14 protein-coding genes are annotated in these 14862 nt (G+C 74.5%); 11 read left to right on the top strand and 3 right to left on the bottom strand.

Annotated elements, in window-relative coordinates; translation table 11 throughout:
* Positions 1-31 precede the first annotated feature (31 nt).
* The 3 genes from pheS to V5O49_RS06700 are packed head-to-tail and all read left to right on the top strand — an operon-like array spanning position 32 to position 4576.
* Complete coding sequence (gene pheS / locus V5O49_RS06710) at positions 32-1132, top strand: phenylalanine--tRNA ligase subunit alpha (RefSeq protein ID WP_332901554.1); 1101 nt, start codon at positions 32-34, stop codon at positions 1130-1132.
* On the top strand, positions 1132-3738 hold the full coding sequence (gene pheT / locus V5O49_RS06705) for a phenylalanine--tRNA ligase subunit beta (RefSeq protein ID WP_332901553.1): 2607 nt from the start codon (positions 1132-1134) through the stop codon (positions 3736-3738). The genes pheS and pheT overlap by 1 nt, the downstream gene beginning before the upstream one ends.
* Complete coding sequence (locus V5O49_RS06700) at positions 3731-4576, top strand: SDR family NAD(P)-dependent oxidoreductase (RefSeq protein WP_332901552.1); 846 nt, start codon at positions 3731-3733, stop codon at positions 4574-4576. Before pheT ends, V5O49_RS06700 begins: the two co-directional genes overlap by 8 nt.
* Before the next feature lie 4 nt (positions 4577-4580).
* Here the strand turns inward: V5O49_RS06700 and V5O49_RS06695 are convergent, their stop codons facing one another.
* From V5O49_RS06695 to V5O49_RS06685, 3 genes are read right to left on the bottom strand one after another with little or no spacing between them, the layout of a single operon-like run.
* Entirely contained in the window at positions 4581-5372 is a 792-nt protein-coding gene (locus tag V5O49_RS06695) for an LLM class F420-dependent oxidoreductase (RefSeq protein WP_332901551.1), read from the bottom strand.
* A 32-nt stretch (positions 5373-5404) separates the two neighbouring features.
* Positions 5405-6388 carry a quinone oxidoreductase family protein gene (locus V5O49_RS06690; RefSeq protein ID WP_332901550.1) on the bottom strand — a complete coding sequence of 328 codons (984 nt, stop codon included), beginning with the start codon at positions 6386-6388 and terminating at the stop codon, positions 5405-5407.
* Positions 6389-6405: 17 nt separating this feature from the next.
* The gene (locus tag V5O49_RS06685) at positions 6406-7014 is read right to left on the bottom strand and encodes a class I SAM-dependent methyltransferase (RefSeq protein WP_332901549.1); all 609 of its coding nucleotides are present in this window, start codon (positions 7012-7014) and stop codon (positions 6406-6408) included.
* A 50-nt stretch (positions 7015-7064) separates the two neighbouring features.
* Between V5O49_RS06685 and V5O49_RS06680 the strand changes: the two genes are divergently transcribed.
* Genes V5O49_RS06680 through V5O49_RS06645 form a run of 8 tightly spaced genes read left to right on the top strand, consistent with a single transcriptional unit; the run spans position 7065 to position 14860 of the window.
* On the top strand, positions 7065-7589 hold the full coding sequence (locus V5O49_RS06680; RefSeq protein ID WP_332901548.1) for a GNAT family N-acetyltransferase: 525 nt from the start codon (positions 7065-7067) through the stop codon (positions 7587-7589).
* A 45-nt stretch (positions 7590-7634) separates the two neighbouring features.
* Positions 7635-8723 carry an N-acetyl-gamma-glutamyl-phosphate reductase gene (argC, locus tag V5O49_RS06675; RefSeq protein ID WP_278237190.1) on the top strand — a complete coding sequence of 363 codons (1089 nt, stop codon included), beginning with the start codon at positions 7635-7637 and terminating at the stop codon, positions 8721-8723.
* Positions 8720-9910 (top strand): bifunctional glutamate N-acetyltransferase/amino-acid acetyltransferase ArgJ, encoded by a 1191-nt coding sequence (gene argJ, locus V5O49_RS06670; RefSeq protein WP_332901547.1) that lies wholly within the window; start codon positions 8720-8722, stop codon positions 9908-9910. Before argC ends, argJ begins: the two co-directional genes overlap by 4 nt.
* Positions 9907-10857 (top strand): acetylglutamate kinase, encoded by a 951-nt coding sequence (gene argB / locus V5O49_RS06665; RefSeq protein ID WP_332901546.1) that lies wholly within the window; start codon positions 9907-9909, stop codon positions 10855-10857. The genes argJ and argB overlap by 4 nt, the downstream gene beginning before the upstream one ends.
* Positions 10854-12107: an acetylornithine transaminase gene (locus V5O49_RS06660; RefSeq protein WP_405001147.1), complete on the top strand. Its 1254-nt coding sequence runs from the start codon at positions 10854-10856 to the stop codon at positions 12105-12107. The genes argB and V5O49_RS06660 overlap by 4 nt, the downstream gene beginning before the upstream one ends.
* Before the next feature lies 1 nt (position 12108).
* Entirely contained in the window at positions 12109-13044 is a 936-nt protein-coding gene (gene argF, locus V5O49_RS06655) for an ornithine carbamoyltransferase (protein WP_332901545.1), read from the top strand.
* Positions 13041-13574, top strand: coding sequence for an arginine repressor (locus tag V5O49_RS06650; protein WP_278237194.1), 534 nt, complete (start codon positions 13041-13043; stop codon positions 13572-13574). Before argF ends, V5O49_RS06650 begins: the two co-directional genes overlap by 4 nt.
* Positions 13575-13630: 56 nt before the next feature.
* The gene (locus V5O49_RS06645; RefSeq protein WP_332901544.1) at positions 13631-14860 is read left to right on the top strand and encodes an argininosuccinate synthase; all 1230 of its coding nucleotides are present in this window, start codon (positions 13631-13633) and stop codon (positions 14858-14860) included.
* The last annotated feature ends 2 nt before the right edge of the window (positions 14861-14862 follow it).

Here is a 14862-nt window from a genome sequence, read left to right as displayed (position 1 = left end):
TGCCGCTCTCCCACCACGCAGGAAGGCACGCATGACTGCGCCCGAACCGCTGCCCGACCCGCTGGACGTCGCCGCCCTGGACGCGGCGGTGGACGCCGCGCTGGCCGACGTCGCCGCAGCGACCCAGCTCGACGAGCTGAAGACCGTCCGTACCCGGCACACCGGTGACAGGAGCCCGCTGGCCCTGGCGAACCGTGCCATCGGCGGCTTGCCCGGCCCCGACAAGGCCGCGGCCGGCAAGAACGTCGGCCCCCGGCGCGGACGGATCAACCAGGCGCTGGCCGCCCGCCAGACTGAGCTCGAGGCCGAGCGGGACGCCCGCGTGCTGGTCGAGGAGACCGTGGACGTCACCCTCCCGACGCACCGGGCCCCGGTCGGTGCCCGGCACCCGATCGAGCTCGTCCAGGAGCGCGTCGCCGACTTCTTCGTCGGGATGGGGTGGGAGATCGCGGACGGTCCCGAGGTCGAGGCCGAGTGGTTCAACTTCGACGCCCTCAACTTCGGGCCCGACCACCCGGCCCGGCAGATGCAGGACACTTTCTACGTCGCGGGCACCGACGGGCCCGGCACCGACGGCGCGGGTGCCGGGGAGGATCCGTCCGCGGCGCCGAACCTGGTGCTGCGCACGCACACCTCGCCGGTGCAGGCGCGCTCCCTGCTGGCGCGCGGCGTGCCGCTCTACATCGCCTGCCCGGGCAAGGTGTTCCGCACCGACGCCCTGGACGCCACGCACACTCCGGTGTTCCACCAGGTCGAGGGCCTCGCCGTGGACAAGGGACTGACGATGGCCAACCTCGTCGGCACGCTGGACGCCTTCGCCCGGGCGATGTTCGGGCCGGAGGCCAAGACCCGCCTGCGGCCGAGCTTCTTCCCGTTCACCGAACCCAGCGCCGAGATGGACCTGTGGTTCCCGCAGAAGAAGGGTGGGGCCGGCTGGATCGAGTGGGGCGGCTGCGGCATGGTGCACCCCAACGTGCTGCGGGCCGCCGGCGTCGACCCGGAGGAGTACTCCGGGTTCGCGTTCGGCATGGGGATCGAGCGCACGCTGATGCTCCGCCACTCTATCGCTGACATGCACGACATCGTGGAGGGCGACGTGCGCTTCTCCATGCAGTTCGGGACGGAGATCTGATGCCCCGCATCGTTGCTGACTGGCTCGCCGACCACGTCGAGCTGCCCGCGGACCTGAGCGCCGAGCAGCTCGCCGCCGACCTCGTCCGGGTCGGCCTGGAGGAGGAGGAGATCCACCCCGCCGCGGTCACCGGGCCGCTCGTGGTGGGCCGCGTCCTCGAGCTGACCCCCGAGGAGCAGAAGAACGGCAAGACGATCAACTGGTGCCTGGTCGACGTCGGCGGCGAGCACAACGCGGCGCAGATCGCGGGCATCGACGACGCCGACGTGCCCGCCGGGGGAGCGCGGGGCGTCGTGTGCGGCGCGCACAACTTCGGCGTCGGGGACCTGGTCGTGGTCTCGCTGCCCGGCACGGTGCTGCCGGGCGGGTTCGCGATCGCCTCGCGCAAGACTTATGGGCACGTCTCGGACGGGATGATCTGCTCGACCAAGGAGCTCGGTCTGGGCGAGGACCACGCCGGCATCCTGGTGCTGACGGAGGCCGGCTTCGACGCCGCGGACCTCACGCCCGGCCAGGACGCGGTCGCGCTCCTCGGACTCGGGGACGAGGTGCTCGAGATCAACGTCACCCCGGACCGCGGCTATGCGTTCAGCTACCGGGGCGTGGCGCGCGAGTACGCCCACTCCACGGGCGCCGCGTTCACCGATCGCGGCCGACCGGACGCGCTGCCGACGGCGCCGCCGGCCGCCACGGACGACGGCTTCGCCGTCGAGGTCGACGACGCCGCCCCGATCGACGGGCAGGTCGGCTGCGACCGGTTCGTCACGCGCGTCGTGCGCGGCATCGACCCGGCCGCGCCCACCCCGCCCTGGATGAAGCGCCGGCTCGAGGGCTCGGGCATGCGGTCGATCTCGCTCGCCGTGGACGTCACGAACTACGTGATGCTCGACCTGGGCCAGCCGCTGCACGCCTACGACCTCGCCCAGGTCGCCGCGCCGATCGTGGTCCGCCGGGCCACGCCGGGGGAGCGCCTTACCACCCTCGACGACGTCGACCGCGCCCTGCACGCCGAGGACCTGCTCATCACCGACTCGCCCGACGGCGCCCGGGGGGCACGCGTGCTGGGCCTGGCCGGCGTCATGGGCGGGGCCTCGTCGGAGGTGTCCGACGCGACGACCGACGTCCTCGTCGAGGCCGCGCACTTCGACCAGGTCACCGTCGCCCGCACCGCACGCCGGCACAAGCTGCCCTCCGAGGCGGCCAAGCGCTTCGAGCGCGGCGTCGACCCGCTGCTGGCGCCCGTGGCCGCGCAGCGCGTCGTCGACCTGCTCGTCGAGCTCGGCGGCGGGACCGCGGACCCGGCGGTGAGCGACCTGGACACCACCACGTCGCCCGCGCCGATCGAGATGGACGTCGACCTGCCCGCGCGCACCTCGGGCGTGTCCTACTCGCGCGCGCAGGTCGTGGGCATCCTCGAGCAGATCGGCTGCACGGTGACCGGCGAGGAGACGCTGACCGTCACCCCGCCGACCTGGCGCCCGGACCTGGTGGAGCCGGCCGCCCTGGTCGAGGAGGTCGTGCGCATCGCCGGCTACGACCAGATCGCCTCCGAGCTCCCGGCGGCCCCCGGCGGCCGGGGCCTGACGCCCGAGCAGCGTGTGCGACGGTCGGTCGCCCGGGCGCTCGCGGACGCGGGCCTGGTCGAGGTGCTGTCGTACCCGTTCGTCGGCCCGCAGGACCTCGACGCGCTCGGGCTGCCCGCCGACGACGCGCGTCGCCGGGCGCTGCGGCTGGCGAACCCGCTGGCGGACGACCGTCCCCTGATGCGGACCAACCTGCTGGTCAGCCTGCTCGAGACCGCGCGACGCAACGTCTCGCGCGGGATCGACGACGTCGCCGTCTTCGAGGTCGGCCAGGTGACCCGCCCGGCCGACGGCGCCCCGGCGGCCCCGCAGCTGCCGGTGGGCGTGCGGCCCACGCCGGACCAGCTCGACGCGCTGGCCGCCGCCACGCCGGACCAGCCCCGCCGTGTCGCCGGCGTCCTGGCCGGGAACCGCGCGCCCGCCGGCTGGTGGGGCGAGGGGCGTCCCGTCGACTGGGCCGACGCCGTCGAGGCGGCCCGGACGGTGACCGACCTCGTGGGCGTGGAGGTCGTGGTCGCGAACGACCCCGAGCACATGCCGTGGCACCCCGGGCGGTGCGCCCGGTTCGCCGTCGCCGACGGTGACGGATCGCTGCGGACCGTGGGTCACGCCGGCGAGCTGCACCCCAAGGTCCTGGAGGAGCTCGGCCTGCCGCGTCGCACGGCCGCGTTCGAGCTCGACCTGTCGGCGCTGGTCGCGGCGGCGGACACGGCGCCCCGCACGGCCGCGCCGGTGTCGGCCTTCCCCGCGGCCAAGGAGGACTTCGCCCTCGTCGTCGACGCCGGGGTCCCGGCCGCCGAGGTCGAGGCCGCGGTCGTGGCGGGTGCCGGGGACCTGCTCGAGCGCGTGGAGCTCTTCGACCTCTTCACCGGCGAGCAGGTCGGCGAGGGCAAGAAGTCGCTGGCCTACTCCGTTCGGTTGCGTGCCGCGGACCGGACGCTGACCGCCGACGACGTGCGCGCCGTCCGCGACGGCGTCGTGCGCGTCACCGCCGAGCGCGTCGGGGCGGTCCTCCGTGGCTGAGTCGCACCAGGTCCAGGTCCCCGCGGCGCGGACCGCGCTGGTCACCGGGGCCACGCGCGGCATCGGCCGGGCCGTCGCGCTGGGTCTGGCCGAGGCCGGTCTCGACCTGGCGCTGCTGGCCCGCGACGCCGACCGGCTGGCCGAGGTCGCCGGGCTCGTCCGGGCCGCCGGCCGGACGGCGGTCGTCCTGCCGTGCGACGTGACGGACCCGCGGGCCGTCTCCGCCGCGGTGGGCCGTGCCGAGGACGAGCTCGGCCCGATCGACCTGCTGGTCAACAACGCCGGGCGCATCGACGCCGAGGTCCCCGTGTGGGAGGCGGACGCGGAGGAGTGGTGGTCGGTCATGGCCACCAACCTGCGCGGCCCGTTCCTCCTCGTGCGGAACGTCGTGCCGGCGATGCTCGCCCGCGGGGGCGGCCGGGTGATCGACCTGAACAGCGGGGCGGGTTCGCACGACATGACCTACTCCAGCGCGTACAACCTGTCCAAGACCGCGCTGATGCGCCTCGGCCAGCAGCTGCACGCCACGGGCCACGACCAGGGGCTGCGGACGCTCGAGCTCGCGCCGGGCGTGGTGGCCACGGACATGACCGCCGGGATGCGGACCCACGAGGGGCGCACGGAGTGGACGCCCGTGGAGCGCACCGTGGACGTCGCGGTCGCCTTCGCCCGCGGCGAGCTCGACGACTGCTCGGGCTGGTTCGTGCGCGTCTCCGACGACACCCCGGAGTCGTTGCGGGCGGTCGCCGCCGAGGCGACGGCCGCCGTGCCGCGCCGGCTGCGGGTGCTGCCGGCCGGCGACGACGATCCGCTGCGTCGGACCCTCACGGAGCGCTGACCGCTCAGCCCTGGGCGTCGCGCCAGGCGATCCAGTCCGCGACGGTGCTGAGGTCGTAGTCCGGGCCGCCGACGCCGATCGTCAGCAGGGTCGCTCCGGCCGCGACCAGGTCGGGACCGGTCGCGTCGGGCGCCCCGTGGACCCCGACGGAGCGCTCGACCAGCCGGGCGGTGTCCCGGCCGACGGCGGCGCCGTGCTCGTCCAGGATCGCCGACTTGCGGCGCAGCGTGTCGACGTCGCCGAAGGAGTGCCACACGTCCGCGTGCTCGGCCACGATCCGCAGGGTCTTCTTCTCCCCGCCGCCACCGATGAGGATCGGGATCTCGCGGGTGGGCGCGGGGTTGCCGACGGCCAGCCGGTGGCGGAGGCGCGGCATGGCCTCGGCCAGGCCGGCGATGCGCGAGCCGGCCGTGCCGAACTCGTAGCCGAACTCCCGGTAGTCCTTCTCGAACCAGCCGGCCCCCATCCCGAGGATCAGCCGGCCGCCGGAGACGTGGTCGACGGTGCGGGCCATGTCGGCCAGCAGGTCGGGGTTGCGGTAGCCGTTGCCGGTGACCAGGGCGCCGATCTCGACGCGCTCGGTCTGCTCGGCCCAGGCACCGAGCATGGTCCAGCACTCGAAGTGCTTGCCGTCGGGGTCGCCGGACAGCGGGTAGAAGTGGTCCCAGTTGAAGACCACGTCGACGCCCAGGTCCTCGGCGCGCAGCACGGCGTCGCGGATCTGGCCGTAGTCGGCGTGCTGGGGCTGGAGCTGGACAGCGACGCGCACGGGTCGCTCGGGGGTGGTGGAGGTCATGGCCGCCACGCTACGCGCCCCGGCGCCGAGGTTCAGGGGATGAGCAGCACCTTGCCGGTCGTGCGGCGTCCTTCCAGGGCACGGTGCGCCTGCGCGGCGTCGGCCAGCGGGTACGTCGCGCCGATCCGCACCTCCAGGTCCTCGGCCACCGCGGCGTCGAACACCTCGGCGGCCCGCCACTCCAGCTCGGACCGGCCGGCCGTGTAGTGCACGAGCGAGGGCCGGGTCAGGTAGACGGATCCGGCCGCGTTGAGGCGTTGCGGGTCGACCGGCGGCACGGGGCCCGAGGCGGCGCCGAACAGCGCCAGCGTGCCGCGGGGGCGCAGCGCGGCGAGGGAGGCGTCGAAGGTCGCCGCTCCGACGCCGTCGTAGACGACGTGCACCCCCTCGCCGTCGGTCAGGCGGCGCACGACGGCGGGCAGCTCGGTGGTCAGGTCCGCCATCGCGGCGTAGTCGACGGTGTGCGCGGCCCCGGCGGCGGACGACAGGGCGGCCTTCTCGGGAGAGGAGACGGTCGTCAGGACGCGACCGCCGCGGGCGACGGCGAGCTGGGTCGCCAGCAGCCCGACACCGCCCGCGCCGGCGGTGAGCAGCACGTCGTGCCCCGGCCCGACCTCGAACGTGGACGCGACCAGGTAGTGCGCCGTCATCCCCTGCAGGGGCAGGGCGGCCGCCGTCGTGAGGTCCAGCTCGGCCGGGACGTGCACGGCGCCCGCGGCCGGGACGCGGGCCAGCTCGGCGTACGAGCCGGGTGCGGCGTGCCACGCGACGCGATCGCCGACGGCGAACCCGACGACGTCGTCGCCGACCGCCTCCACCTCACCGGCACCCTCGACGCCCACGACGTGCGGGAACTCCATCGGGTAGGTGCCCGACCGCCGGTAGGTGTCGATGAAGTTGACGCCGGCGGCGGCGACCCGCACGAGCAGGTCGTCCGGACCGGGCGTGGGGTCGGGACGTTCGGTGTACTCCAGGACCTCGGGACCACCCGCGGCGCGGGCCACCACTGCACGCATGGCTCGAGCCTACGACGTCAGGCGGTGCGGGGGACCGGCTCGAGCTCGGCCAGGAGCAGCGAGTCGCCGCTGTCGTGGTCCCAGGTGCGGTGCCGCGTCACGCGCAGGCCCGCGGGCGCGACGGTCCGGGCGAGCGCGGCCGGCGAGGCCGTCCGCGTGTGGAACGTGGGGAAGCCGCGGGAACCCGCCGGGCGGTCCGCGATCCGGAACGTGGCCGTGACCGCGCGCCCGCCGGGGCGCAGCACGCGCGCCCACTCGCGCAGGACGGGCGTCGGGTCGGGCAGGAGGTGCAGCGCCGTGACGCAGGTGACGAGGTCGGCGCAGCCGTCGGCCAGGGGGAGCGCGGCGGCGTCGGCGCGGAGCAGGGTGGCGCGCGGGAGTGCGTCGCGGGCGACGGCGAGCATGGACGGGGCGAGGTCGAGGCCGACCGTCCGCGCCGACGGCGACCGCCGCGCGAGGATCCGCAGCACTAGCCCGGTGCCTGTGGCGACGTCCACGACGGTGCCGGCGCCGTCGGGCCGGGCGAAGTCCACGACGGCGCCCGCCAGCGCGCGGTGCACGGCGCTGGCGTCGTAGGTGCGTGCCCGCGACTCGTACTCGGCGAGCACGGCGGGGTCGGTCGTCATGGGGCGACCGTAGCCGCGACCCGGACCGTCCGGCGTGCCACGATGGGGCCGTGATCACCGACCCCTCACCCGGTGCGCCGCCCCTGACGATCCGGACGGCCCGCCCGGACGACTGGCCCGCCCTGTGGCGGATCGTCGAACCGGTCGTGCGCGAGGGGGAGACGTACACCTATCCCACGGACCTGACGAGCGACGAGGCGCGCGACCTGTGGCTGGCTGCGCCACCCGCCCGCACGGTGCTCGCGGAGGCCGGCGGCGCGGTCCTGGGGACGGCCCGCATGGGCCCGAACAAGCCCGGGCACGGCGACCACGTCGGCACCGCGGCGTTCATGGTCGCGCCGGCCGCACGGGGGCGCGGCGTCGCCCGTGCGCTGGCCGAGCACGTGATCGCCTGGCACCGTGCCGAGGGCTACCGCGGCATCCAGTTCAACGCGGTCGTCGAGACCAACACCGCCGCCGTGCGGTTGTGGCACTCCCTGGGGTGGCGGACGGTGGGGACCGTGCCGGGCGCGTTCCGCAGCCCGGCCCACGGCGACGTGGGACTGCACGTGATGTTCCGGTCCGTGGACACCTAGCCGAATAGGTTCAGTGCAGGGTGCATAGATATGTATAGTGGCGCCATGGCCAGCACGCACCCCTCGCAGAAGCCCCTGCGCGTCGCCGTCGCCGGTGCCTCCGGGTACGCCGGCGGGGAGTTCCTCCGCCTCGCCGTGCAGCACCCGCACCTCGAGATCGGGACGCTCACCGCGCACTCCAACGCCGGCAGCCGCCTCGGCGCGCTGCAGCCGCACCTGCGCTCGCTGGCGGACCGCGTGCTCGAGCCCACCGCGGCCGAGGCGCTGGCCGGGCACGACGTCGTCGTCCTCGGTCTGCCGCACGGCGCCTCGGGCGAGATCGCGGCCCAGCTGCCCGACGACGTGCTCGTCCTCGACCTCGGGGCGGACCACCGCCTCGCCTCGGCCGCGGACTGGCAGGCCTTCTACGGCTCCGAGCACGCCGGCACCTGGCCCTACGGGCTGCCCGAGCTCGTCCTCGACTCCTCCGACGGTGACACCGGCACCCAGCGGGACCTGCTCGTCGGTGCCCGCCGCATCGCCGTGCCGGGGTGCAACGTCACCGCGGTGACCCTCGGCCTGCAGCCCGGGGTGGCCGCCGGGCTGCTCGACCCGACCGACCTCGTGGCCGTCCTGGCGAACGGGTTCTCGGGGGCGGGCAAGGCGCTCAAGCCGCACCTGCTCGCCGCCGAGGGGCTCGGGGCCGCGTCCCCGTACGCCGTCGCCGGCACGCACCGCCACATCCCCGAGATCACGCAGAACCTGCGCACGGCCGGCGCGTCGGAGGTGTCGATCAGCTTCACCCCGACGCTCGTGCCGATGTCGCGGGGCATCCTGGCCACCGCGACCGCGCGGATCGCCCCCGGGCGGGTCGCGGACGCCGACGCCGTGCGGGCCGTCTGGGAGGCCGCCTACGCCGACGAACCGTTCGTCGAGCTCCTGCCCGCCGGCCAGTGGCCCTCCACCGCGGCCACGCTCGGCAGCAACTCGGCCCTCGTCCAGGTCGCCCTCGACGCCGCGGCCGGCCGCGTCGTCACCGTCACGGCGATCGACAACCTCGTCAAGGGCACCGCCGGGCAGGCGGTGCAGGCGATGAACATCGCGCTCGGCCTGCCCGAGACCGCCGGCCTCGTCACCGAAGGAGTCGCCCCGTGACCGTCACCACCCCCCAGGGTTTCCGCGCCGCCGGTGTCGCCGGCGGGCTGAAGGCCTCCGGCGGGCGCGACGTCGCCCTCGTCGTCAACGACGGTCCGCTGCGCACGGCCGCCGCCGTGCTCACCGGCAACCGGGTGCAGGCCGCACCCGTGGTGTGGACCCGGCAGGCCGTCTCGGACGGGGCCGCCCGCGCCGTCGTCCTGAACTCCGGCGGTGCCAACGCCTGCACCGGCCCGGACGGCTTCGCCGACACCCACCGCACCGCCGAGCACGTCGCGGCGGTGCTGTCCGCCGCGGCCGCCGCACCGCAGGACGAGGTCGGGGCCGGGGACGTGCTGGTGTGCTCCACCGGACTCATCGGCGTCCGGCTGGACATGCCCGCCCTGCTCGGCGGGATCGACACCGCGGCCGGGTCCCTGGCCGCCGACGGCGGCGCGGACGCCGCGCACGCCATCATGACCACCGACACCGTCGCCAAGACCGCCGTGGCCGAGCGCGAGGGCTGGAGCGTCGGCGGCATGGCCAAGGGCGCGGGGATGCTCGCGCCCGCGATGGCCACCATGCTCAGCGTCGTCACCACCGACGCCGTCGTGGACCCGGCGACCGCCCGGGCCGCCCTGCGCGCGGCCACCGCCCGGACCTTCGACCGGGTCGACTCCGACGGGTGCCAGTCCACCAACGACACCGTGATCCTGCTCGCCTCCGGCGCGTCCGGCGTCGAGGTCGACGAGGCCACGCTCGGCGAGGCGCTCACGGAGGTGTGCGCCGACCTGTCCCGTCAGCTCGTCGCCGACGCCGAGGGTGCCGGGCACGACATCGCCGTCACCGTGGTGAACGCGAGCTCGGAGGACGCCGCCGTCGCGGTCGCGCGTGCCGTCACCCGGTCCAACCTGTTCAAGACAGCGATCTTCGGCAACGACCCCAACTGGGGGCGGATCGTGGCCGCCGTCGGCACCGTGCCCGAGGACGTCGCTCCGTACGACCCGTTGGCCCTCGACGTCTCCGTCAACGGCGTCCAGGTGTGCCGCGCCCAGGGCGTGGGCGAGCCCCGCGAGCTCGTCGACCTCGCCGCCGACCGCGAGGTGCAGGTCGAGATCGACCTGCACGCCGGTCCGGCGAGCGCCACGGTCTGGACCAACGACCTGACCCACGACTACGTCCACGAGAACAGCGCGTACTCCTCATGAGCGACACGAACCCCGCGACTCCCGACGACGAGTTCACCTTCGACACCCGCACCGACCTGCGCCCCGACCAGAAGGCGGAGGTGCTGATCGAGGCGCTGCCCTGGCTGCAGGAGTTCGCCGGCGCGCTCGTCGTGGTCAAGTACGGCGGCAACGCCATGGTCGACGACGAGCTCAAGGCGGCCTTCGCCCAGGACATGGTCTTCCTGCGCCAGGTCGGCCTGCACCCCGTCGTCGTGCACGGCGGCGGCCCGCAGATCTCCACGATGCTCGACCGCGTCGGCATCCACTCCGAGTTCCGAGGCGGCCTGCGCGTCACGACGCCCGAGGCGATGGACGTCGTGCGCATGGTGCTGACCGGCCAGGTCCAGCGCGACCTCGTCGGCCTGCTGAACGCCCACGCCCCCCGTGCCGTCGGGCTGTCCGGGGAGGACGCCGGCCTGTTCGGCGCGGTGCGCCGGCACGCCACGGTCGACGGGTCCCCGGTCGACGTGGGCCTCGTCGGTGACGTCGTGCGGGTGAACCCCGGTGCCGTGCAGGACCTGCTCGACGCCGGACGGATCCCGGTGGTGTCCACCGTCGCCCCCGACGTCGACGACCCCACCCAGGTGCTCAACGTCAACGCCGACACCGCGGCCTCGGCGCTCGCGGTCGCGCTCGGCGCGAAGAAGCTCATCGTGCTGACCGACGTCGAGGGGCTGTACACCGACTGGCCGGACCGCGGCTCGCTCGTCGAGGAGATCACCGCCGGCGACCTGCACCAGCTCCTGCCGACGCTGAGCGCGGGCATGGTGCCCAAGATGGAGGCCTGCCTGCGCGCCGTGCAGGGCGGCGTGCCCAAGGCGTCGGTCATCGACGGACGCCAGCCGCACTCGGTGCTGCTGGAGGTCTTCACCACGCGCGGCAACGGCACGATGGTCGTCCCCGACCCGACGGGGGAGGCGGCATGAACGAGATGGCCACCCGTCGCGAGCTGACCACCGCCGAGTGGCAGGACGCCTACACCGGCGCCGTGATGGACACCTTCGGCCCGCCGCAGCGCATCCTCGTGCGCGGCGAGGGTGCCTACGTCTGGGACGCCGAGGGCACGCGCTACCTCGACCTGCTGGCCGGGATCGCCGTCAACTCCCTGGGCCACGCCCACCCCACCCTGACGGCGGCCGTCAGCGCCCAGCTCGGCACGCTCGGGCACGTGTCGAACTTCTTCGGCACGCCCACGCAGATCACGCTCGCCGAACGGCTGCTGGCGCTCGCCGAGGCGCCGTCGGGGTCGAAGGTCTTCTTCGCCAACTCGGGGACCGAGGCCAACGAGGCCGCGTTCAAGATGGCGCGGCGCACCGGTCGGACCCGGATCCTCGCGCTCGAGGGCGGTTTCCACGGTCGGACCGTCGGGGCTCTGGCCCTGACCCACAAGCCGGCCTACCGCGAGCCGTTCGAGCCGCTGCCCGGCGGGGTCGAGCACGTCGCCTTCGGGGACACGGCCGCGCTGGAGGAGGCCTTCTCGCCGGCCGCCGTGGCCGAACGCGGCGAGGTCGCGGCGCTGGTCGTCGAACCCGTCCAGGGCGAGGCCGGGGTGCGCGAGCTGCCCGCCGGCTACCTGGCGCTCGCCCGCCGGCTGACGCACGACGCCGACGCGCTGCTCGTCCTCGACGAGGTGCAGACCGGCGTCGGACGCACCGGGTCGTGGTTCGCCTACCAGCAGCCGGAGATCGGCGGCGGCATCGTGCCCGACGTCGTCACCCTCGCCAAGGGCCTGGGCGGCGGCTTCCCGGTCGGCGCCGTCATCGCCTACGGCGAGCGTGCGGCGACGCTGCTGGGGCGCGGCCAGCACGGGACGACGTTCGGCGGCAACCCGGTGGCGGCCGCCGCGGCGCTGGCGACGATCGGCGTCATCGAGCGGGACCGGCTGCTCGCCCAGGTGCGTCAGGTCGGCGAGACCCTGCGCCGGGCGATCACCGCCGCGGGCAACCCCCTGGTCGCCGAGGTGCGGGGGCGGGGCCTGCTGCTGGCGGTCCGGCTCACCCGTCCGGTGGCGGCCCAGGTGGCGGCTGCGGCGCTGGAGGCCGGGTTCATCGTCAACCCCGTCGCGCCCGACGCCGTCCGCCTCGCCCCGCCGCTGATCCTCACCACGGACCAGGCCCTGGACGCCGCACGGTTCTTCGCCGAGGTCACCGTGCCCGAGACCCCGAAGGAAGGCTGAGATGCCCCGCCACTTCCTGCGCGACGACGACCTGACGCCCGCCGAGCAGCGCGAGGTGCTCCGTCGGGCGCTCGAGCTGCGGGCCGAGCCGTTCGCGCGCACGCCGCTGGCCGGTCCGCAGAGCGTCGCGCTGCTGTTCGACAAGCCCACGCTGCGCACGCAGGCCTCGTTCTCGGCCGGGATCGCCGAGCTCGGCGGCTTCCCGATGGTGGTCGACGGCCGGCTCGCCCAGGTGGGCGTGCGCGAGTCCGTCGCGGACGTCACCCGCGTGCTGGACCGGCAGGTCTCGGCGATCGTGTGGCGCACCTTCGGCCAGGAGCGCCTCGACGAGATGGCCGCCGTCTCCGCCGTCCCCGTGGTCAACGCGCTGACCGACCAGTTCCACCCGTGCCAGATCCTGGCCGACCTGCTCACCGTCGCCCAGCACCGCGGCGGTCTCGACGCGCTGCCCGGGCAGCGGCTGGCCTACGTCGGCGACGCGGCGAACAACATGGGCGCCTCGTACCTGATCGGCGGCGCGACGGCCGGGTTGCACGTGCTGGTCGGCGGGCCCGAGGGCTACCAGCCGGACGCCGACGTCGTGCGCCGCGCCGAGGAGATCGCGGCCACCACGGGTGGCTCGGTCACGGTGACGACCGACGACCCGGCCGCGGCGGTCGCCGACGCGGACGTCGTGGTGACCGACACGTGGGTCTCGATGGGCGACGAGGAGTCCGCGGCGCAGCGCGTCCAGGACCTCTCGCCGTACCAGGTGACGCCGGAGCTCATGGACCGCGCGCGGCCCGACGCGATCTTCCTGCACTGCCTGCCGGCCTACCGTGGCAAGGAGGTGGCCGCGGAGGTCATCGACGGGCCGCGTTCGGCCGTGTGGGACGAGGCGGAGAACCGCCGGCACGCCCAGAAGGCCGTCCTGACGTTCCTGCTGGAGCAGCGATGACCACGCCGTCCGGTCACGCCCCCGCCACCAAGGCGGCCCGCCAGGCCCGTATCACCGAGATCCTGCACCGCACGGCGATCCACTCCCAGGCCGAGCTGGCCCGCGAGCTCGCCGCCGAGGGTCTGTCCGTCACGCAGGGCACGCTGTCGCGTGACCTCATCGAGCTGCGGGCCGAGAAGGTCCGCAGCGCCTCGGGCGCCCTCGTCTACGCCGTCCCCGGCGAGGGTGGTGACCGCACCGTGCGCGCCGCCGGCGTGGACGGGTACGACGGCGGCTACCTGGCCGCCCGGCTGGCCCGGCTCTGCGCCGACCTGCTCGTCTCCGCCGAGGCGTCGGGCAACCAGGTGGTGCTGCGCACCCCGCCCGGGGCGGCGAACTACCTCGCCTCGGCCATCGACCACTCCGTCTTCCCCGGCGTCCTCGGCTGCATCGCCGGGGACGACACGATCCTCGTGATCGCCCGGGACCCGGCCGGGGGCGACGACCTCGCCCACCGGTTCCTCGAGCTCACCGCGCCCCAGGACGCCTGAGCCCGCGAAAGCCTGCCAGACTCGACATCGACCGCAACGCAAGGAAGAAGACCCTCATGACTGATCGCGTCGTGCTCGCCTACTCCGGCGGCCTGGACACCTCCGTGGCCATCGGCTGGATCGCCGAGGCCACCGGGGCCGAGGTCGTCGCCGTCGCCGTCGACGTCGGCCAGGGAGGCGAGGACCTCGACGTCATCCGGCAGCGCGCTCTCGACTGCGGCGCCGTCGAGGCCTACGTGGCCGACGCCCGCGACGAGTTCGCCACCGAGTACTGCATGCCGGCCCTGCAGGCCAACGGCCTCTACCTCGACCGGTACCCGCTCGTCTCGGCGATCTCGCGCCCCGTCATCGTCAAGCACATGGTGCGCGCCGCGCGCCAGTTCGGCGCCAAGACCGTCGCGCACGGCTGCACCGGCAAGGGCAACGACCAGGTCCGCTTCGAGGTGGCCACCACCTCGCTCGCCCCGGAGCTGACCTCGATCGCCCCGGTCCGCGACCTCGCGCTGACCCGCGAGAAGGCGATCGACTACGCCGAGAAGCACGACCTGCCGATCGCGACGACGAAGAACAACCCGTTCTCCATCGACCAGAACGTCTGGGGCCGCGCCGTCGAGACGGGCTTCCTCGAGGACATCTGGAACGAGCCCACCAAGGACGTCTACTCCTACACCGACGACCCGACGTTCCCGCCGGTCGCCGACGAGGTCGTCATCACCTTCGAGCAGGGCGTCCCGGTGGCCCTCGACGGCGTCGCGGTCACGCCGCTGCAGGCCATCGAGGAGATGAACCGCCGCGCCGGCGCCCAGGGCGTGGGCCGGATCGACATCGTCGAGGACCGGCTCGTGGGCATCAAGTCGCGCGAGGTGTACGAGGCGCCGGGCGCGATGGCGCTCATCGCCGCCCACCAGGAGCTCGAGAACGTCACGCTCGAGCGTGAGCAGGCCCGCTTCAAGAAGGGCGTCGAGCAGCGCTGGGGCGAGCTCGTCTACGACGGCATGTGGTTCTCCCCGCTGAAGAAGAGCCTCGACACGTTCGTCGCCGACACCCAGAAGTACGTCTCGGGCGAGATCCGCCTCGTGCTGCACGGGGGCCGTGCCACGGTCACCGGCCGTCGCTCGGAGGCCTCGCTGTACGACTTCAACCTCGCGACCTACGACGAGGGCGACGCCTTCGACCAGTCGCACGCCAAGGGGTTCATCGAGATCTACGGCCTGGCCGCCAAGCAGGCCGCCGCCCGTGACGAGCGGTTCGGCAACGGCCCGGACTTCGGCGTGGGGACCCTCTGACG

This window comes from Isoptericola haloaureus, from assembly GCF_036689775.1.
Lineage (GTDB): Bacteria > Actinomycetota > Actinomycetes > Actinomycetales > Cellulomonadaceae > Isoptericola > Isoptericola haloaureus.
This window is presented reverse-complemented; position numbering and strand designations above follow the sequence as displayed.